Origin of the sequence: Sporosarcina ureae, assembly GCF_002101375.1 — a bacterium.
GTDB classification, from domain to species: Bacteria; Bacillota; Bacilli; order Bacillales_A; family Planococcaceae; genus Sporosarcina; species Sporosarcina ureae_B.
The window spans coordinates 1497447-1517666 of record NZ_CP015207.1 but is presented as its reverse complement, the minus strand read 5'-3'; the positions used below and the strand labels follow the sequence as shown (position 1 = coordinate 1517666).

The window sequence follows — 20220 nt, the reverse complement described above, 5'->3', positions numbered from 1 at the left end:
CCGTAATCTATAGTCGGCTGAATGGGGTGAAAATGTGGTAAATCAAGATGCTTGTGAAGTAACGATTGTGCATGAGGATGTCGTTCGTAAAATTCGAAAAGAGCTCCCTGATGTAACGAAGATGGTACAAATATTCAAAGCACTGGCTGATGAAACACGTTTGCGAATTGCTTATTCACTGACATTGGAATCGGAAATGTGCGTCTGTGATGTAGCGGCAGTGATTCAATCTTCATCCGCTACCGCTTCCCATCATTTACGTTATTTACGGGATCATTCATTGGCTAAATCAGAAAGACGTGGAAAAATGGTATACTACTCTTTGGCAGACGAGCATGTCGCGGACTTAGTGAAAATTGCATATGAACATGCAATTGAAGCAAAGCAAACGTTATAATGTCATGTGAGGCGCCTGCATACAGGCAGTCATGATGGAGGAATTTTAATGCGCTTACAAGAATGGACGATAGAAGAACAAGATTTACTTATTCAGTTTATGACGACAAACTCATGGCCTTATCATGATAGTAGTCAGCCAGGTCGCGAGTTGCTTGAAAAGTCGATAGAAGAGGGCGGCTATGCATCTGATGACGTAAAGACCTTCTGGATTGAAAATAATGAAAACGAAAAAGTGGGAATCGTAAAAGTCTATGACTTACAGGAAGACGTTCCATTATTCGACTTGCGGATTGCTGATCATTTTCGAGGGTATGGTTATGGTTCGCGAGCGCTAAAAAAACTCACACAATACGTCTTCGAATTACCGGAGCATAAGATTCGTATAGAAGGACATACACGCCATGATAATGCAGCTATGCGTAAAGCGTTTGAGCGGGCCGGCTTTGTAAAAGAAGCACACTTGCGTCAAGCATGGTTCCTTCCGAAAGAGAACACGTATTATGATGCGGTAACATATGGAATGACGAGAGAAGATTATGAGGCCGGTACGACAACGCCTGTCCGTTGGGAAGACCGGGAACGTGATGTTAAGAGCATACCCGGTTTCAAAGAACAGCTCCAATCTGAGCGGCTACATATTCGAGCACCTGAATTACACGATGTGATGGATGTTTGGGGTGCGGTGTCACATTCAATGCCTACGTTGCGTAAGTGGACTGGATGGGCGCAGAAAGACATGACGATTGAAACGACAGAGGAATATGTACGTCAATCAGTTTCTGAATTCATCGGTAGAAAATCTTTGAACTTTCATCTGTTTTTAAAAGAAACGGGTGAATTCATTGGTTGCGCAGGTTTCCATCGTATCGATTGGAGCATTCGCAAATTTGAAGTAGAGTATTGGCTGGATACGAAGTTTGAAGGCGAAGGCTATATGACAGAAGCGATCAAAGAGCTTGTGGAGTTTGCATTTACAGATTTATCGGCTGTACGGATAGAATTTGTTTGTGACGAGAACCACAGTAAAGGCCGTGCAGTAGCCAAACGAACAAATTTTGAACTGGAAGGAACTTTACGCAAAAATGCTCCTTCTGCGAATGGGCAAGGCTTACGCAACACATGTGTGTATGCGATAGTTACCTGATCACAGAAAGAGCACTATAAGCGTCACTATATCGAACGTCTTCCAGTTATTAATTGAATGACAAAGATAATGCCGGCAATTACTAAAAGTGTGTGGATTAAGCCACCGCCAATATTTGCTACTAAACCAATTACCCATAATGCTATTAGAACTACGATAACAAGCCATAATATACGACCCATAGTGAATCAACTCCTTTTCATTGTTATTTGCTATGTAAGTATTTTACCCACCCTTTCCTATCTTAAACTTTTAAGATAGTAATTCGTGGATGTGGACAGTCAAATGAGGAGGCGATAGTTTGGCTACACCGAGTATGGAAGACTATATTGAACAAATTTATTTACAACTAGAAGCAAGGGGTGAAGCGCGTGTGTCCGACGTGGCAGAGGCGCTTTCTGTGCTCCCTTCATCTGTAACCAAAATGGCCCAGCGGCTAGATCGTGAAGGCTATGTACACTATGAGCGCTACCGGGGTTTGGCATTGACGGACCGCGGTTTACGCTTTGGTAAAAAACTTGTGCATCGTCATGAATTACTGGAACAATTCCTGCGTATCATAGGTGTGGAAGAAGAAAATATCTATGGAGACGTAGAAGGAATTGAACATCACTTAAGTTGGAATGCGATGGATCGTATTACGGATCTAGTAGAGACGCTCGAGTCTGATCCCGAATTCGTTAAAAAATTAAAAAGTAAAGCACTCTAGAGAGGATTAACTTATATGACATTATTACAACCAGGTACACTTGCAACACTCGAAATACTTCGCAAAGAAGGGTCACGCTTTGTATTGAATGCTGCCGGAGAAGAAATCTATATGAATGAATCCGAAGCACCGGATGCACAAGAACAATCGACGATAGAAGTTTTTCTTTACATCAATAGAAGAGGTGAACTGACAGGTACTGCGCAAATTCCGTCAGTCACAGTTCATTCATTCGGGTGGGCAAAAGTTATTCGCTTGGATAGAAGTGAAAGAGTTTATGTAGATATTGGTGCATCGTTTGAAGTGCTGATCAATCGAGCAGACTTTCCACAAATTAAAGAACTATGGCCACAACCAGGTGATGAGTTATATATGACGCTTCGTTCAGATCCAGGGGGCAACTTGTTTGGACGACTAGTGACTGAAGAAAGAATTCAGGAGCACTATACAATGGCGGAAGCAGATATGTACAATCAAAATGTCAAAGCAAGAGCGTACCGCTTGCTACCAATCGGTACATTCCTATTGACAGAAGATATTCAACGTATTTTCGTTCACGAAACAGAGCGTAAAGCAGAGCCAAGATTAGGTGAAGAAGTAGATGTTCGTATTATTGAAGTCCATGAAGACGGCACGATGAACGGCTCATTATTGCCGAGGAAGCAAGACCGTTTACAAACAGATGGCGAACAAATTTTAGCCTATTTGCAACAGTCAGGCGGTAAAATGCCATTTACCGATAAATCGACTCCTGAAGAGATCGATGAGATGTTCCAGATGAGTAAGGGTGCCTTCAAACGGGCACTAGGCACGTTGATGAGAGAACGAAGAATTACACAACAAGACGGTTGGACAACTCTTATATTATAATAAATGCAACTTTTTTATGAACCTCAACGTATCTATACATGTAGAACAAGGAGGAGTGACTGTATGAAAAAAGGATTAACCTCTCTATTGGCTTTCATGATGATGGTCGCAGTCATAGCGCCATCTGCAGTATCAGCAGATAAAGCCATCAATGAAAAGCTTGGAGTTCCGATTGTAGTCTATGGTTCAAATTTATCGGATAGTGAAAAAGCGAGTGTTAAAGAAAGTCTAAAAGTTGCCGAGGAAGCTGAAGTGGAAGAATTATCAGTAGACGGCAATGATTTGATCAAATATATTCCTGGCGGCGACCGAAATGCACGAATGTATTCTTCTGCGAAAATTACTAGACAAGAAGCAGGAGAAGGTCTCGTCATCAATATTGTGACACCAGATAATATCACGCAAGTAACTGAGGACATGTATGCTACTGCCATGTTGACAGCAGGTATTGAAGACGCCCTTGTAGAAGTGGCGGCACCCAAAAAGGTAACGGGTCACTCAGCTCTCGTTGGAATTTACAAAGCGTATGAAGTGTCAGGAGAGGTTCTCGATACTGAACGTACGGATGTAGCAAATGATGAATTGAGCTTAGCAACGAAGCTATCAGAAAAAGCAGGCGTCGATCAAGATGAAGTAGCTAATTTGCTAACAGAAATCAAAAAACAGATTTCAGAACAAAAGCCCGCGACAAAGGAAGACGTAGAACAGATCGTCCATGATCAATTGCAGAAATTTAATATCCAGTTGAATGAGGCAGATCGCCAATTATTAATTGACTTAATGGATCGAATCTCGAAACTTGATATCGATTTCACGAAGCTTAACGAGCAACTGTCCGATATGGCATCGAAAATTAAAGATAAATTAGGCGACATAGATCCAAGTTTCTGGGAAAAAGTAAAAGAGTTTTTCAGAAATATGGCAGATTCTCTTAAAAATTTGTTTAGTTAAGTTGTCATTGTGGTACGTTATATTGTAGAAGTATAACTACAAAGGAGAGATATGCATGAGTGAAAATAAAGACAACGAACAGCGTGAAGGAATGGATTTTGAGCTTGCGGAGCTAGGCGGTACGAAGTATGCGTATCAGTATAAAGTGGCCGGTGATGTAAAAGCAGAAATCGAATGGACTGAAGAAAACGGTGTCATGACGATGACACATACCTATACAGACGATTCATTGCGTGGTCAAGGTGTTGCCAAGAAATTACTTGACCAAGCTGCTGATAATGCACGTGAAAAAGGATTGAAGATGAAAGCGGTCTGTTCATACGTAGTGAATGCGTTCGACCGAAGTGATGAATATAACGACGTAAAAGCATAAGTTGTATTTTGGAATGGCTACGCGATAGATGTTCCGCATCATTTTTTTGAAACTTTTCTCATTTCATTGCGTATAAATAATAAGGAAACAAACTAGCAGAAAAAGGATGATGTGGAATGATTAATCGTACAGCAGAGCGCGTACTCGGTATCATATCAGCTGTTTTATTGACACTGAGTGTTTTAGGTGCTGCATTAGTAGCATTCATTTGGAATATGGCAAGCACGGATCCAACCTTCATGGATGAATTCCGCGGAGAAATTGTGAGTGAGGGAGTATTAAATACTGAAGAAGTGGATATGTTCATGTCGTTTATGGGCTCTTTTTCTACTATTATATGGGTTTTGGTTGCTGTAGCATTCATAGGCTTGGTATTGAATATTATCGGTCTGGTAAAAGTCTGGAATAATAAGAGTCCAAAAACAGCCGGTATATTATTCATCATCGCAGGTTTACTAGGTGGGTTTCTATCGTTACCATCCATCTTGCTCTACATTGCGGCAATCCTGTGCTTCACAAAGAAGCCTCCAATGACAACAGGACCTTCACCTGATGAATACGTCTCCACTCAATCTAACTGGATGAACTAAATACTTACTGACACGTAAAGACCCTTTTCTTTTAGAAAAGGGTCTTTAGTATACGTTCTGGTAGTCGCACTGGACTCAAAGAAAACACGCTAGTTTATCGTAAGTAAATGGCGACCAAACTCAATAGAAAGCGTCCGCTTGCGATAGTATTCAACGGCGTCTACCTATTTAACACATCTACACTTTGGTTACGTATGTGCAGGTTGCGTGATAGGCAATGAATAATGAAGAATATTTACGGAAATGCCTTCAAATAACTCAGGGAACGACTCAACGAAATTAAATCCTTGTTTCGCATAAAAATCTTGAAGTGCTATATCATTTTGATCGACATACACATCAACATTTACAGCTTCCTGTAACGTTCCTAGTGCTTCTTTTAACAATGCTTCCTCGTATCCGCTATTCAAATACTCAGGAAGCATGTGCAGGGCCGTCAATTCACTCTCACCATCCACATCAATCGGGGTATAACTTAAATACCCGATAGAATGCCCTTGCTCGTCTATCGCGAGCAAAACCATCGTCTTTTCCAATTGCTTTTTTAGCATTAAATCAGAATACGTACGTTCAATATATTCTTCGATCACTTCTTCAGGTATATGTTGTTGAAATGTATGTTGCCAAGACGTATGAGCAATTTGTTGAACATCTGGAATGTCTTCTACTGTCATTTTACGAATCATAGTGATCTCACCTCTAGTTATCTTTCTACATAGTATAACAAATTAGGCTTTGCAAAACTACTATGCGATAAAACGGTAACGACTACTAAACTAAAAACTATAACCTATACGTCAAATATGAACAACATCATAAAAAGACATTTACATCCTAAGTTTACAATTGCTAAGTAACTAACCAAGCTGTAGACGTTTGAAAGTAAGAGTGCGGGGTATATTAAGCAGTAGGTAGAAAATCACCACAATTACATTACGACGGAGGATGGTAAATATGGCTAAAAAATCAAATGGGTTATTATTTGCAACACTTGCAGCAGGAGCTTACGCTTTCTTTAGTAAAAAGGAAAATCGTGATAAGGCAATGGAAACTGTAGGTGTTTTGAAGGGAAAAGTAGACACATTTGTGAACAACAATAAATTAGTTGACCAAGCAACTGAAAAAGTTGGACATTCTGATCCGACAGATTTAAGAGATAATAACATGGTATCTGAGGGAGCTCAGACAAGTGTTCATTATTACAACCAAGAAGTACAAGATCCAGATAAAAATGCTGCAAAAAAAGATGGCCTTTACAAGAAAAATGAAGATACGAGCGATAATAAGCCACTATATAATAAAGATGAATCAACTAAGCAAGCGGAAAAAGACAATAAATCTAACTAAATTTAATCACATTAAAATACTAAAAGCGCCCATTTTTAAAGGGCGCTTTAATACATATATAGCGTTAACCACATAAGGGGTAGATAATATTGGGGTATGAGGTAAAATAATGTACATATAGTAATATATCTTGCGTAGTCATATATATAAGATGAGTGGGGTGAAACTCATGACGGGCAAGGAAACAGAAGTATCTAAGTTGGATTTGATCAGTGTTATTGAGAAAGAGGGAAATACAGATACAGCAAAATTATTTTTTCGTTTAGAAAAAGAATTTCTTACACATGTTTTCAATTTGGAGAAAGACGAAGCACGTTCCAAGCTTAGGGAAATTGAAAAAATTTTGTATGAGTATAAACCTACACATTCATTTGAAGTTGTAAAATATTATTTGATTATCCTCTCTTCCGTTATGACAAGACAATTACAAAAAGAATCTATATTTACTGAAGAAAATGCCTTTATATTTAATACGGCTTGTATAAAAATGATCGAAGCCAATCTCCATAGAGGAAACGTAGTAGAAATTGGAGACGAATTAGTCGAGTTCTTTTGTTACGTCCTCAAAGGGAAAATAAAACCTTCCCTGTCGCATGATACGGTCAATGAAGTGATTCAGTACATAAATGAAAATGTTGAAAATCAATTAATCGTTGAAGAAATTGCAAAATATTTCAATGTAAGTACTAGTCATCTTTCTCGCATATTCCGAGAACATACATCTGTTACGTTAGTAGAATATATTACAATCCGTAAAATAGAAGATATCCAGTTTTATTTACGATTCTCTGATATAAAAATAGCGGAAATTGCAGAGAGATTTCATTTTTGTAATCAAAGTTATTTCACCCGTGTCTTTAAAAAGTATACTGGGTTAACGCCGCGACGCTTTCGGATGGACTTGGATAGAAATTACTTTCAATTTACATTAAAAAAAGGTGATTCGCTGTAAATTTACTGCTGTTTGCTGTATACTTTTCTTTAGTTTGAGATAGCGTAGGTGAAACCATTGAAGAAGAGAATAGGGCTCGTAAGTTTATTAGCAATTACTGCTGTGTTTTTAAGTGGTTGTTCTGGTGTGGAAAACAAAACAGGTATCTTCTACAGTACATTTGTTAGACCGATGGATTGGCTACTCCATTATCTAGGGGAAGCTTTCAATGGAAATTATGGTTTTGCGATCGTACTAATTACTGTAGCGATTCGGGTAGTATTGATGCCGTTGATGTTAAAGAACTATAAATCTCAACAAGAGATGAAAGTAAAGATGGATGGACTACGACCGGAAATGGAAGATATCCAAAAGCGTATGAAAGCATCTAAGGAATCTGGGGATAAAGAAGAGCAAATGAAGCTTCAGCAGGAAATGATGGGACTGTATTCTAAGCATGGAGTCAATCCATTAAATATGGGTTGTTTACCACTTGTGATTCAAATGCCAATCATCATGGGCTTATACTTTGCTATACTTTACGCTCCACCTGAAGTGAAAAATCATGAATTCTTATGGTTTAAACTAGGTGAACCGGATATTATTATGATGTTAGTAGCCGGAGCTGTCTACTTTGTCCAAGCGCGCGTGTCATTGTGGACGATGCCTGAACAGCAACAAAAACAAATGAAGTTATTCATTTACATGTCACCTATTATGATTATGTTCATTTCGTATACTGTAATGGCTGCATTGCCACTATATTGGGCAGTCGGAGGATTACTGTTAATCTTCCAAACGTATCTTGGGCGTAAATTTTACTTTAAACATGTTGAACCACCAGTTGCGGAAGAAAAGTAAGGTACTTAGAAAGCTGGTGCATACCAGCTTTTTTTGTTGCCAACAATGGAGAGGAAGAGTCGCATGAAATTGAAATGGATCATGGGCTTGGCAATTACAGCATCTGCTGCCGCAGCACTGTATTTTATCATCAAGTTAAATTTGGAATTCGCCATTTTGTTCATGCTAATCATGTTTACCTTTACCAATGCCGCGCGAACCATTATGTATAGAAATCAAGGTCTGATGCGTGAGGCGAAATGGATGCTTTGGATGGCATTATTTTTCGGATTAGGTTCACTTGGAACATTAGCGTACGTCTTACTATTTTAACAAAAGGAAAGGCCGCAATTAATTCAGCGGCCTTTCCTTTTATTCAATTACACGAGAAATACGCTGCTTTGTTGCGAAAGTTAAAATTAATGCACCCATGGAACAAACCGCCATACTTAGGAATGCCAAGCGAGGTGACTGGTCATACAAATATCCAGCGGGGAAAGTAAGAATCGCAATACTGAGACTTAACGCCACTGCCGCGTAGACACCTTGCGCAGAAGCGATGAGATGATTTGGTACATTCTTCGATATGTATTGAATGAATGCAAAATGTGCCATGCCAAATGAAACAGAGTGGAGAACCTGCGTGGCAATAAATACACTAGTTATAGGAAAGAGGAAGATGGCAATCCAACGAATGGTAGAACCGGTTGCGGCTAATAAGAAAATAGTCGACGTCTTGACTTTAGCAAGCGAACGATCTGCCTGCGTGAAAAATATGATTTCAAACAGCACTGCGATATTGAGAATCAGCCCGATATAAAACCCGTTGATTCCCATATCATCCAAAAAGATAAAACCATAATTATAATAAGAGGCATGCGAACCTTGCAGTAAAACCGCAATACATAGCACGATTACAAACGATTTATTGGCAAACAAAGCCTGCAATTGGCCTTTTTGTACTGCTGTATTTGCAACGGGATGGCGTTGTAATACACCCGGGGCAGGTTGAAAAGAAAATATCAAGCCTATACCAAGGCCGATGATCATCATATACAAAATGGCGTGTACATTCCAGATTGCTGTTACCGTACCAATCAAGAGCAATGCGATAGTGTAGCCGATTGAACCGAATGAGCGACTCTTGCCATAATGGATTCGTTCATGTTGCATCAATAATGATGCACCACTTTCAACGCTTGGTAGGATAATAGGATAGATGGAGCTGAATAATACGGTCAATCCGAATAAGATTGCAAAAGGACTTTCCGGAAGATAAGCAAGCGTGAGAATGAAGGACAAAAAAATAGTCCAACGTATAACACGCAGAAGTGACATATTTCGTGTAGCGTACGGAAATAGAAAGAACGTGGAAAAAGACCTAGCGATCATACCAATACCCATCATGACGCTAGCCTGTGTTACTGATAGACCTTTTGCTGAAGTCAGCCAGCCAGTCCAATAAGGTAAAAAGATACCCCATGTAAAGAAAAATATGAAAAAGCTCATCGAGAGCCAACGTTGATTATTCACATGTATGACCTCACAATAATAGCTGAATCTAAAGTTATGTAAATACTAGCATAGACAGACGAAAAAGAAAAATGGTGATACACTAGAATACGTGGTTTGAAACAGAGCATAATTTGTATAAAAAAGAGAGTGGTAATTTGATAAGCGATTTAGAAAGAAAGCAGGGTATAGCATGAGAAATAAAAACGATGAATTTTCCTCTAGAAAGCGTAGGCGGAAAAACAGATGGGTAGATGGGGGGATCGTTCTACTCTTTATTATCCTAACTAGTAGCGTGATATGGATAGGGACGAACGGATGGAGTATAAAAGAGGCGGTTGACAGTATTCAAAATGGGTCGGAACCAACAGCAGACTTTCTCGAAATAGAAGAGCCTGCGGATTCAGAAAGTAACGATATGACAGGAAGTAGCAAAGAAAACACATCTTCATCAGACGTGCCGAGTGAAGCAATTCTTCGAGAGGTAGAAGAACCAATAACTGAAGAGGAACCGAATGAAGGGGAAGTCCGAGAAGAAAACTCTAAAGGGAAAGCAGTGCCGCAAAATCCAGTAAAACCTTCCAATCCCACTGGCTATATAACAGGACAGATATTACCTAAAGAACCGAAACGTATTAAAGGTGTATTGCTTGCCAATAAACAATATCCTTTACCGAAGGACTATGCACCGGGAGAAAGCGCAGAAGCGAGAGAAGCATTCAATGAATTAGCAGCAGCAGCCGTTACATCGGGCATAAATCTGCAGGCCTTCAGTACGTATCGTTCGTATGATTATCAAGTCACTTTATACAACCGTTACGTGGAAAGAGACGGACAAGAGGCAGCTGATCGTTATAGTGCGCGTCCTGGCTATTCGGAGCATCAGACAGGGCTTGCGTTTGATATCGGTGAAGTCAATCATGAAAAACATTGGGCGTCGAATTCATTCGGTGATACAGAAGCGGCTAAGTGGCTTGCTGCCAATGCCCATCAATACGGATTTATTCTCCGCTATCCTGAAGGAAAAGAAGAAATTACCGGTTACATGCATGAATCTTGGCATTATCGATATGTTGGAAAAGATAAAGCGGAACAAATATTTAAACGGAGTATCACTTTAGAGGAATATTTAGGTATACGATAAAAAACAGCTGACAGAAGATCATGATCTTCTGCCAGCTGTTTTTGTTTATAAAATAGGGGAAAGTAAGCGAGAGATGGATTCCTTCACTTTAATCAATCGCTCACGCTCCAAATAAGCATCTAGTGTCAGCTCGGTTGAATTTTGAATATCTTCCTCAAAAATCTCTGCTAATTCATGTGATTTTTCTCGATCATAAATGAATGCATTCACTTCGAAGTTCAAGCGGAAACTACGGACGTCTATATTTGCTGTTCCAACTGACGACACTTGATCATCCACTACGATTTGCTTGGCATGGATGAAACCATTTTCATAAATATATATTCTTGCTCCAGCTTTTAATAAAATACCGACATTCGAATAGGTAGCCCAGTAAACAAACATATGATCCGGCTTATTAGGAATCATAATTCGGACGTCTACGCCAGACAGACACGCGATCCGAAGTGCATCAAGCATACTTGTATCAGGAATAAAATAAGGCGTCTGAATATAGATGTAATCTTTGGCCAGAAATATCATTTTCAAGTAGCCATCTTTAATATCTTCCCACTCCGAATCAGGTCCGCTAGACACAATCTGCAAGCCGACATCCCCTTTACGAGGAATCGCCGGGAAAAATCGTTCATTGTATTGGATGTTCGTTTTAGGAGAAGCTTGATTCCAATCGAGTATAAAGCGCGTTTGTAATGGATGAACTGCACTTCCCTCGATTCGGAGATGGGTATCGCGCCAGTAACCGAATTTCTTGCTGAGACCCAAATATTCATCCCCGACGTTAAATCCACCGATATAACCAATTCGCCCGTCGATAATGACGATCTTCCGATGATTCCGGTAATTTAAACGAGGATTGATCAATGGTAGCAAGGCGGGGAAGAACGCTGCCACCTCACCACCGCTTTCAATCAATTCATGAAAATTCTTCACATGCAATCCACGTGAACCAATATCATCAAACAGCATCCGTATTTTCACACCTGATTTCGCTTTATTGATTAGAATCTCTTCAATCTGCTTTCCTATTCCATCTAGCCGAAAAATATAATACTGAATATGGATGTGATCACGAGCATTTTCTAAGTCTTCAATTAAAGCGTCGAATTTATCGCGACCATCCGTATATACTTGCACATCATTATCTTGTGTTAGTACGGAATGATTATTACGCAAATGCAAATAAATCATATCGTCATATTCTTCTGTATCAGTCTTTAGAAACTCAAACGTTTCATTTTCTATGGCCTCGAGTTGATAATTAATTAGCTTTTCAATACCAATTTTACTTCTACCTTCCCAGCGGAATAAGTGCTTTTGACGCAATTGGCGACCGAGTAGTAAATAGATAATGAAACCTAAAATCGGAATAAAGAATAGTACGAGGAGCCATGCCCAAGTACTTGTAGGATCTCGGCGCTCTAAAAATATCAAAGCAATCGCGAGAAATATGTTAATAATCAACGTGCTTGTGATAATCAAACTAATAACTTGCGTCATATGCTTCCTCCCGTAGGATATATACTATTCCTTTAGTATAACGGAGTTGCGAATAAATAGCCTATTAATAAAATAAAGTGAAGCTTTTTCCTTTTTATATTAAACAATTGGATCTTCTGTGTTTCGCAAAGAGCGAGTAGATTTCCGGAAAATAAATACGAGTCCTATAGATAGTAGCGCTATGATAGCAGAAATGAAGTACATATTTCCTGCTTGCATTGTGAATATCCACGTAAATAACAACGGCCCAATAATCCGCCCCATATTATCCATCGAGTATGAGAGACCTGCCGCAGTACCGTACATGCCGCCTGATTCTTTCGTTGTAAGAGATACGAGTACTGTTCGAACAAGTGCGTTACCGGCGGTGAATACGCTCATCGCAAAACCTGCCCAAAGCAAACTTGTGGAAAATGGAATGAGTATTAGACCAATTGCCGTAACAACTTGCGCAACGATGATCCATGAAGTTTCCGTTCCGTTTTTCACACGTCGTACCACGCCGCCTTGAATAGCTGCATCTACTAAACCGCTAGCCATAAACAAATAGCCTAGTTGCAATGGTGTGATTTGAATCTTATCTATTTGGAAGAGTTGGAATGTTGCTTCCACACCGGCAAGTAAAAAAGTAATAATGAATGAAGTGATAAATAGATAACGAATACGATACGTCCATAACACAGAGGCGCCTTTAGGAATAATCGCCCGTTTATTTCCTTCGCTATGACGTGTAGGCTCTCTCAGAATAATCATAGCGTACACTGCTAATAATAACGTTAAAGTACCCGAAACGATGAATGGTAATTGCAAATGAACGTCACCAAGAATACCACCAATCGCTGGTCCGAAAATAAAGCCAAGACCGATTGACATGCCGAGCAGGCCCATATATTTATTACGATTCTCCTCGGTCGTGAGATCAGCAACGAAACCTGTTACGGCTGTATACAGTGCACCTGAGAAAATACCACCTACTACACGTGAAATATAGAGCAATACAATATGGTGCATGAATGCCGCAAATAAAAAGAAACTGACGCTAAAGCCAAGCAGTCCGATCATAATCAGTTTCTTTCTACCAGTGCGGTCAGACAGCGCACCCCATAAAGGTGCAGTGAAAAATGAAGACAAGGCATAAACCGTCAACAAACCACCGACGTGCACTTGCGAAAAGCCTTCGGCGAGTATAACTTCAGGTAAAATAGGGATAATGATGCCGAAGCCAAGATAAACGAAGAACTGTACGGACATTAATAATAAGATCGTTTTCTTCATATGTAACCCGCTTTCTGAATGAATAGTTTCTTTCTTATCGTACGATGAATAGGAGTAGTATTCAAGTAGCAGTGAAGGGATGGAAGCTCAAGTTGGCGGACGCTTTCCCATGGGCTCTCGGTGAGCCAACCAGGTCGCGAGGTCCCTTGTGGTTGTCTCACCGCGGACCCATAAGACACGCTTCCCCTCCGAAACGCAAATCCCCAACCCAACAACCTTGCTAGCCTATCTATTTAGCTTATTTAATCCTCCACTTTAGAAGCGAAAAAGACTACCCCAGAAAATCGCATGTTACGACTTCTAGGGTAGCCTAATACTTTTCTTAATGCAATTTCACACGCTGTAAACGTAAAGCGTTCAATACGACAGATACCGAACTAAACGCCATCGCCGCACCGGCTAACCAAGGTGCTAACAGACCGGCCGCTGCAATAGGAATACCAATCGAGTTATATGCCAACGCCCAGAACAAGTTTTGCTTAATATTCCGGACCGTCAATTCGCTCATTTTCAGCGTATCTACTACACGCAACAAATCGCCATGCATGAGTGTGACGTCAGCCGCATCCATCGCGACCGCTGTTCCAGTACCCATCGCCATCCCAATATCAGCTACCGCAAGAGCGGGCGCATCGTTAATACCATCACCGACCATAGCTACGCGCTTTCCTTCGGCTTGCAAAGAGCGGATGACTTCTGCTTTACGCTCTGGCAACACACCTGCGATGACATGATCGATGCCCGCGGTATTTGCAATCGCTTGCGCCGTCATATGTTGATCTCCTGTTAACATGATGACATCGAGGTTCATCGCACGCAGCTCAGCAATTGCTTGCTTCGATGTATCTTTAATCGTATCTGCAACCGCGATGATTGCTTCGTGTACTCCATCCACTGCCATGAACATGACGGTTTTGCCGTCACCTTCCATTTGTTCTACAGAAGCAATCGTAGAATCAAAATCCACATCATGGTGAGAAAGCAGATTCTTTGTTCCGAGTAAAATGTTTTGTCCGTCAATTAAGGTTTGAATTCCGTAACCTGGAATTGCTTCAAATGACTCAACAATGGGCAGCGTAGAAATCTGCTGCAATCCATAAGACGTAATGGCTTTTGCAACGGGGTGCTCAGAGTCACTTTCGGCTGCTGCAGCAAGTGAAAGCAAAGACATTCGCTGTTTTTCATTGCGAACATGGAAATCTGTTAATTCTGGATGACCTTTTGTGATTGTCCCCGTCTTGTCCAAAACAATGGTATCGATCAAACGAGTTTGTTCCATTGCTTCAGCAGTTTTAAACAATACGCCTTCTTCGGCTGCCCGTCCCGAGCCTGCCATGATGGAAGTAGGGGTAGCTAGACCAAGTGCGCATGGACACGCAATGACTAGAACTGCAATCAAGCTTGTTAAAGAAGCTTCGAAATCACCAGGTGCGACTACGAAATACCATATGAGGAACGTAATTATCGCAATCCCGACGACGATAGGCACAAACACACCGGAAATCCGATCAGCTAGTCTCTGGATCGGCGCTTTTGAACCTTGTGCTTCCTCTACGACGCGAATGATATTGGAAATCATCGTGTCTTTACCGACATTCGATGCTTTTATCCGTAATGAACCATTGGCGTTTACGGTGGCGGCAAACACTTCATTACCTTGTTGTTTGTCTACAGGTAAGCTTTCACCCGTTAGCATGGATTCATCCACTGCAGAAGATCCAGATAGCACCACTCCGTCTACAGGAACAGAAGCTCCCGGTCGAATGACTAGAATATCTCCGTGCGCTACTTCGTGGATGGGTATTTCCACCGTTTCGCCGTCGCGCTCTAGAATGGCCACTTGCGGTTGCAACTTCATGAGATTTTTGATTGCATCTGAAGACCGACCTTTTGCACGTGCCTCGAATAATTTACCTAATAAAATCAATGTAATCAAAACTGCGCTTGTTTCGAAATATAAGCCGTGATTCAGTGCGTCACCGGTCAACACAAGGTAGACCGAATAGAAATAGGCAGCAGATGTACCGAGAACAACGAGTACGTCCATATTGGCACCACCGTTACGTAATGCTGCATAAGCACCTTTATAGAACGTGGCACCAATCCAAAACTGAACAGGTGTTGCTAATACCCACTGGAAATAAGGATTCATGAAAATTGCTGGCACATACATCCAAGAAGTGAAGGAAAAGTGTGCAAACATGGTCCACAAGAGTGGTAATGAAAGGATTGAAGAAATAATTAGCTTGCGCGTTTTTTCATCAATATCTTTCTGTCGATAATCTGTTTGATGATCTGATTCTTCTGTACGAGGTGATGCTTCATAACCAATTTTTTTGATCTTCTGCAAAATGTCTGCCAATTCCAAAGCGGCTGGATCGTAGCTTATATGAGCGGTTTCAAGTGCTAAGTTAACGGTGGCGGATCGAATGCCGGACATTCGAGACAATACTTTTTCAATTCGCGCGGAACAAGCAGCACACGTCATACCGCTAATATTGAGGTTCATTTCTTCCGTCAGTACGTCGTAACCTAGCTTTCTAATTCGGTCTTCCACTTCAGTTAATCCGATTTGGTTGGAATCAAATGTAACAGCCGCTTTTTCCGTAGCGAAATTGACAGTAGCCGTCGATACGCCTTCCATTCGTTGCAACCCTTTTTCAATCCGGTTAGCACAAGCGGCACACGTCATACCTATTATAGCAATTTCTTTTTTTTGCTCACTCATAGTGCTGGTCACCTTTCTTGTCACGCTTCGACGTCATAACCTTGATCTTCAATGGCATCTTTCATTTTTTCAACGGTTACAAGAGAATCGTCAAACTGCACGGTTACGCTATTCGCTTTTAAATCAACCAAAGCACGTTCTACTCCCGATAATTCCGTTAATGCACCTTCTACTGCTTGTACGCAATGATTACATGTCATACCTTTTACGTTCAATGTAGTTGTATTCATCTATAATTCCTCCTATTTTCTAATTAATTTAGCTATAGTTTTCGCCAGTTCGTCTAAGACTTCTTCGTCGCCTTCAGCCAATCGATTTTTGACGCAACCTTTTAAGTGTCCGTCCAACAAAACATTTGCCACGCTGTTTAAAGCAGATTGTGTAGCGGATAGTTGAGTAATAACATCATCACAATAAACATCGCGCTCTATCATACCTTTAATGCCTCGTATCTGACCTTCTATGCGGTTAAGACGATGAGTCAAGTTCGTCTTAATTTCTTCCGGATGATGACTCTTGCGGCAAGAATTTTCTACTTCATCTAGAGAAGGTTCTTCAGGAAGTAACGTCACTCCATATCCACCACCTTTCGTATATATTCATTCTAATATACGTATAGGGGGTATGTCAAAATATCCATTTTTACATATTAGGGTTTAATATTGGCAAAAAAGGTGAAAATGTAACAGAAATGAAAGATTTAAAAGGTGGTTAGCGTGGTATAATAAAAGCAATAAGAAATTTTGAAAATATAGAACTTCATGAGCGATCAAACGTCTATATAACTGACTAGGAAGGTTGAGGTGGAAGAAGTGGCTAAAGAAATGGATTTCAAGAAAATTATTTCTAATTTGGCGAAGCTTGGTGTTTCCGCAAAACTCACAAAATCCAGAAGTGATATGTTGCAAGCATTGACGCCTGCCGTACAAGCACCACCCGTTCAAGCTAACTAAATAAGAGACCATACGAAAAGCTCACCCCCTAATATATTGGAGGGTGAGCTTTTCGCGTTAGTTTATGCCTTAAATTTTCTTCACAAACTCGGATTTTAGCTGCATAGCGCCAAATCCATCAATCTTACAATCAATATTATGGTCACCGTCTACTAAGCGAATACTCTTCACTTTCGTCCCCATTTTCAATGCATTGGAACTACCTTTTACTTTTAAATCTTTAATGACCGTCACAGAATCTCCATCTTGCAACACATTGCCATTGGCGTCCTTGATCTCGGGCATCCCTGTTTGATCGGATTCTTCCGTCGTCCCAGGCGTCCACTCGTAGGCACATTCAGGACAAACGAGAAGGTTCCCATCTTCATATGTATATTCGGATTGGCATTTCGGACAATTTGGTAAACTTGACATAAAAAAACCTCCCTTTCCTATACAGTCTACACAATTTGTGCCTGCTCGGAAAGGGAGTGAGTATTCATTTACAGTTAGTCATTGTCATTCGCATCGAATAAATACGTTCGCTGATGGAACTTCATACTGAAAATCAAGCCGATTGCTAGCATATTACTGAATAAGGAACTTCCCCCATAACTGATAAACGGAAGAGGGATACCTGTAATAGGAAGCAGCTGGATATTCATGCCGATGTTTTCGAATACGTGGAACGCGATCATCGCAATGACGCCCGTGCAAATGTATACGCTGAACGGATCGTGCAAAGAAAGAGCAACTTTCGTTAAATGGTAAATTAAAATAAAATACAGTGTGATAACTAAACAAGCACCGATAAAACCGTACTCTTCTCCAATTACACTGAAGATAAAGTCCGTATGATTCTCGGGGATGTATACAACGCGCTCCAGAAAACCTTTACCCGTCAGTTGTCCGGAACCTATTGCGGTCATTGCCGTAATCAAGTTGTACCCTTCATCTGTTGGATAAGAGTAAGGATCTAACCAAGAATAGACACGTTTAAACTGATAAGGTGAAAACCCGAACTTATCGAGCAAGTCTTGTGCGAATAGTGACATCCACAGCACAGCACCTGCGGCTACAGCTCCTAATGAAAAGATAGGTACGAGTAACTTCCATGAAATACCTGAAACGATGACGACGGCGGCAGTGATCGAAATGAATACGAGTGCAGTTCCTAGATCGGGTTGTTTCATAATGAGAACCAATGGAACGAACAGCATCAACGCTATTTTACCGAGCAATCGTAAATCTGTCGTATACGTCCTGTGTAACGAGCGTTCGTTATGCGTGCTGACCAACTTGGCAAGCCCGATAATAAAGAATGTCTTAATGAACTCAGCAGGCTGAATCGTCCCAATGACGGGTAAATGCAACCATCGCTTTGCGCTGTAGCGCATTTCTGCAATTTGCCCTGGACCTCCTGGCGCCAACATCAGAAAAACCAACAAGAAAATACCAAAGCCATAGAAATACCAAGCGAACTTTTTATATTGATCAGGTTCAAAATACATGACCATTGCTACGATGAATGAACCGAGTATATACCATCTCACTTGTTTTAAAACGAAGTTCTGTGTATATTGCTCAGAGGTTTGAGCGGATCCGATGACGAAAAAACTGACAATCGCGAAAAGTAAAATGATAAAGGCAAGTGTCCAGTCAAATCGTTCACCTAGCCTGTTTGATTGTTTCAATTATGAAATCACCTTTTCTTAAGCTAGTATTCTATTACTATAATCACCTATTATATCGCAAAACTTTTTAAGAAGTACACCCATTAATAGACGAGTTGTGAAATGATTGGTTTCTATGTGAAGTAAAAAGAATGGAGAACGTTGGTTTTTCATTCATGAATTGGCTCCGTTCATGGTAAACTGTATGAATGAAAACTACGGAATGTGAGGAGATTACATGAAAAGACGGTTAGGTTTAGTATATGGCGGGAAATCCGCGGAGCATGAAGTGTCACTTTCTACAGCGCGGGCAGTAACAGAGGCGCTTGATTTAAGTAAATATGAAGTATTGCCAATCTATATTACGATGCAAGGCGAATGGCTTAAAGGGGAACCATTGACTGGACCCGTCACGGAGATTGAGACATTACGTCTGAGAAGTGAACAACCAAAGCCCGATCATATTGAAAGTTTTTTGCAAGGAGATATGCCCGACGTCATTTTGCCACTTCTACACGGAACGAACGGGGAAGACGGAACAGTACAGGGATTATTTGAAGTCTTGAATATTCCATACGCGGGTAACGGAGTACTCGCTTCTTCAGCAGGTATGGATAAAGTCGTAATGAAACAATTATTCGCTCAAGCGGGGTTAGCGCAAGTTGCATATGTCCACTTCATTCGCAGTACGTGGAAAGAACATGCCGAGCAATTACTAGATCAAGCGGAACAAGAACTTAGCTACCCAATGTTCGTCAAACCAGCCAATCTTGGATCAAGCGTGGGCATCAGCAAAGCGGATGATCGCGAGTCGCTCGAAAAAGCGATTGAGTTAGCATTGAAATTTGACCGCAAAATCATTGTAGAACAAGGAATTGTGGCTCGTGAGATTGAAATGGCTGTTCTTGGTAATGATCATCCTAACGTATCGGTAGCAGGAGAAATCCGCCCGGTTGCTGACTTTTATGACTATGAAGCGAAATATAAAGACCAAAGCACGGAGTTGTCTATTCCGGCTGAAGTGCCTGATGCAGTTGCTAAGCGTATGAAGGACATGGCAATTCGGGCATTTAAAGTTCTAGACTGTTCAGGACTTGTGCGGGCAGACTTTTTCGTTACGGCAGACGACGAAGTATTGATCAATGAAGTAAATACATTACCTGGCTTTACACCGACAAGCATGTTCCCATTATTATGGCAGAAGTCTGGATTGACCTATCCAGAATTAATTGATCAGCTAATTGAACTGGCAGTAGAACGTCATACAGAAAAACAACAACTACAATATACAATGGACTGAGTGGA

General features: G+C 40.7%; 24 protein-coding genes. 14 read left to right on the top strand and 10 right to left on the bottom strand.

The features are described 5' to 3' along the window. Nucleotides 1-34: 34 nt before the first annotated feature. Both SporoP8_RS07500 and SporoP8_RS07495 read left to right on the top strand, forming a co-directional pair. Nucleotides 35-397, top strand: a complete 363-nt coding sequence (locus SporoP8_RS07500) for an ArsR/SmtB family transcription factor (protein ID WP_085131932.1) — start codon at nt 35-37, stop codon at nt 395-397. A 48-nt stretch (nt 398-445) separates the two neighbouring features. Beyond that, nucleotides 446-1543, top strand: coding sequence for a GNAT family N-acetyltransferase (locus tag SporoP8_RS07495; protein WP_085131931.1), 1098 nt, complete (start codon nt 446-448; stop codon nt 1541-1543). Between the two features lie 26 nt (nt 1544-1569). Here the strand turns inward: SporoP8_RS07495 and SporoP8_RS16520 are convergent, their stop codons facing one another. After that, nucleotides 1570-1725 carry a lmo0937 family membrane protein gene (locus SporoP8_RS16520; RefSeq protein ID WP_143560424.1) on the bottom strand — a complete coding sequence of 52 codons (156 nt, stop codon included), beginning with the start codon at nt 1723-1725 and terminating at the stop codon, nt 1570-1572. A gap of 119 nt (nt 1726-1844) precedes the next feature. Here SporoP8_RS16520 and mntR point away from each other — a divergent pair, with 119 nt between their 5' ends. The 5 genes from mntR (at nt 1845) to SporoP8_RS07470 (ending at nt 5036) form a co-directional block, all read left to right on the top strand. After that, a complete protein-coding gene (gene mntR, locus SporoP8_RS07490) occupies nt 1845-2252 on the top strand; it encodes a transcriptional regulator MntR (protein ID WP_029054749.1) in 408 nt (135 codons plus the stop codon). A 15-nt stretch (nt 2253-2267) separates the two neighbouring features. Then, nucleotides 2268-3122, top strand: a complete 855-nt coding sequence (locus SporoP8_RS07485) for a CvfB family protein (protein ID WP_085131930.1) — start codon at nt 2268-2270, stop codon at nt 3120-3122. A gap of 63 nt (nt 3123-3185) precedes the next feature. Further along, nucleotides 3186-4073 carry a DUF1002 domain-containing protein gene (locus tag SporoP8_RS07480; RefSeq protein WP_085131929.1) on the top strand — a complete coding sequence of 296 codons (888 nt, stop codon included), beginning with the start codon at nt 3186-3188 and terminating at the stop codon, nt 4071-4073. Nucleotides 4074-4164: 91 nt separating this feature from the next. Next, entirely contained in the window at nt 4165-4446 is a 282-nt protein-coding gene (locus SporoP8_RS07475) for a GNAT family N-acetyltransferase (protein ID WP_085133586.1), read from the top strand. Nucleotides 4447-4562: 116 nt separating this feature from the next. After that, complete coding sequence (locus SporoP8_RS07470; RefSeq protein ID WP_085131928.1) at nt 4563-5036, top strand: DUF4064 domain-containing protein; 474 nt, start codon at nt 4563-4565, stop codon at nt 5034-5036. Nucleotides 5037-5224: 188 nt separating this feature from the next. Here SporoP8_RS07470 and SporoP8_RS07465 read toward each other — a convergent pair whose 3' ends face one another. Continuing rightward, nucleotides 5225-5722 carry a GNAT family N-acetyltransferase gene (locus tag SporoP8_RS07465; protein WP_085131927.1) on the bottom strand — a complete coding sequence of 166 codons (498 nt, stop codon included), beginning with the start codon at nt 5720-5722 and terminating at the stop codon, nt 5225-5227. Between the two features lie 268 nt (nt 5723-5990). On the opposite strand from SporoP8_RS07465, the gene SporoP8_RS07460 reads away from it, so the two are divergent. The 4 genes from SporoP8_RS07460 (at nt 5991) to SporoP8_RS07445 (ending at nt 8487) form a co-directional block, all read left to right on the top strand. After that, nucleotides 5991-6383: a hypothetical protein gene (locus SporoP8_RS07460; RefSeq protein ID WP_232319232.1), complete on the top strand. Its 393-nt coding sequence runs from the start codon at nt 5991-5993 to the stop codon at nt 6381-6383. A gap of 169 nt (nt 6384-6552) precedes the next feature. Further along, on the top strand, nt 6553-7335 hold the full coding sequence (locus SporoP8_RS07455; protein WP_158232279.1) for a helix-turn-helix transcriptional regulator: 783 nt from the start codon (nt 6553-6555) through the stop codon (nt 7333-7335). Nucleotides 7336-7392: 57 nt separating this feature from the next. Continuing rightward, nucleotides 7393-8175 carry a membrane protein insertase YidC gene (gene yidC / locus SporoP8_RS07450; protein WP_085131924.1) on the top strand — a complete coding sequence of 261 codons (783 nt, stop codon included), beginning with the start codon at nt 7393-7395 and terminating at the stop codon, nt 8173-8175. 63 nt (nt 8176-8238) lie between these two features. After that, nucleotides 8239-8487: a hypothetical protein gene (locus SporoP8_RS07445; protein ID WP_085131923.1), complete on the top strand. Its 249-nt coding sequence runs from the start codon at nt 8239-8241 to the stop codon at nt 8485-8487. 39 nt (nt 8488-8526) lie between these two features. On the opposite strand, the gene SporoP8_RS07440 is transcribed toward SporoP8_RS07445, so the two are convergent. Continuing rightward, nucleotides 8527-9687, bottom strand: a complete 1161-nt coding sequence (locus tag SporoP8_RS07440) for an MFS transporter (RefSeq protein WP_085131922.1) — start codon at nt 9685-9687, stop codon at nt 8527-8529. Between the two features lie 172 nt (nt 9688-9859). Between SporoP8_RS07440 and SporoP8_RS07435 the strand changes: the two genes are divergently transcribed. After that, a complete protein-coding gene (locus SporoP8_RS07435; protein WP_085131921.1) occupies nt 9860-10810 on the top strand; it encodes a M15 family metallopeptidase in 951 nt (316 codons plus the stop codon). Between the two features lie 45 nt (nt 10811-10855). Here SporoP8_RS07435 and cls read toward each other — a convergent pair whose 3' ends face one another. The 5 genes from cls to SporoP8_RS07410 all read right to left on the bottom strand — a co-directional run bounded on the left by cls (nt 10856) and on the right by SporoP8_RS07410 (nt 16882). Beyond that, nucleotides 10856-12307, bottom strand: coding sequence for a cardiolipin synthase (gene cls, locus SporoP8_RS07430; protein ID WP_085131920.1), 1452 nt, complete (start codon nt 12305-12307; stop codon nt 10856-10858). A gap of 99 nt (nt 12308-12406) precedes the next feature. Further along, a complete protein-coding gene (locus tag SporoP8_RS07425) occupies nt 12407-13582 on the bottom strand; it encodes an MFS transporter (RefSeq protein WP_085131919.1) in 1176 nt (391 codons plus the stop codon). A gap of 322 nt (nt 13583-13904) precedes the next feature. After that, on the bottom strand, nt 13905-16310 hold the full coding sequence (locus SporoP8_RS07420) for a heavy metal translocating P-type ATPase (RefSeq protein ID WP_085131918.1): 2406 nt from the start codon (nt 16308-16310) through the stop codon (nt 13905-13907). A gap of 20 nt (nt 16311-16330) precedes the next feature. Continuing rightward, nucleotides 16331-16540: a copper chaperone CopZ gene (gene copZ, locus SporoP8_RS07415; RefSeq protein WP_085131917.1), complete on the bottom strand. Its 210-nt coding sequence runs from the start codon at nt 16538-16540 to the stop codon at nt 16331-16333. A 12-nt stretch (nt 16541-16552) separates the two neighbouring features. Then, nucleotides 16553-16882, bottom strand: coding sequence for a metal-sensitive transcriptional regulator (locus SporoP8_RS07410; RefSeq protein WP_085131916.1), 330 nt, complete (start codon nt 16880-16882; stop codon nt 16553-16555). Between the two features lie 240 nt (nt 16883-17122). Between SporoP8_RS07410 and SporoP8_RS16660 the strand changes: the two genes are divergently transcribed. Then, nucleotides 17123-17263 carry an Lmo0850 family protein gene (locus SporoP8_RS16660; RefSeq protein ID WP_198166092.1) on the top strand — a complete coding sequence of 47 codons (141 nt, stop codon included), beginning with the start codon at nt 17123-17125 and terminating at the stop codon, nt 17261-17263. Nucleotides 17264-17332: 69 nt separating this feature from the next. Here SporoP8_RS16660 and SporoP8_RS07405 read toward each other — a convergent pair whose 3' ends face one another. Both SporoP8_RS07405 and SporoP8_RS07400 read right to left on the bottom strand, forming a co-directional pair. Further along, nucleotides 17333-17677, bottom strand: coding sequence for a zinc ribbon domain-containing protein YjdM (locus tag SporoP8_RS07405; RefSeq protein ID WP_085131915.1), 345 nt, complete (start codon nt 17675-17677; stop codon nt 17333-17335). Between the two features lie 74 nt (nt 17678-17751). After that, nucleotides 17752-18936, bottom strand: a complete 1185-nt coding sequence (locus SporoP8_RS07400; RefSeq protein ID WP_085131914.1) for an FtsW/RodA/SpoVE family cell cycle protein — start codon at nt 18934-18936, stop codon at nt 17752-17754. A 217-nt stretch (nt 18937-19153) separates the two neighbouring features. Here SporoP8_RS07400 and SporoP8_RS07395 point away from each other — a divergent pair, with 217 nt between their 5' ends. Then, nucleotides 19154-20215 (top strand): D-alanine--D-alanine ligase, encoded by a 1062-nt coding sequence (locus SporoP8_RS07395; protein WP_085131913.1) that lies wholly within the window; start codon nt 19154-19156, stop codon nt 20213-20215. The last annotated feature ends 5 nt before the right edge of the window (nt 20216-20220 follow it).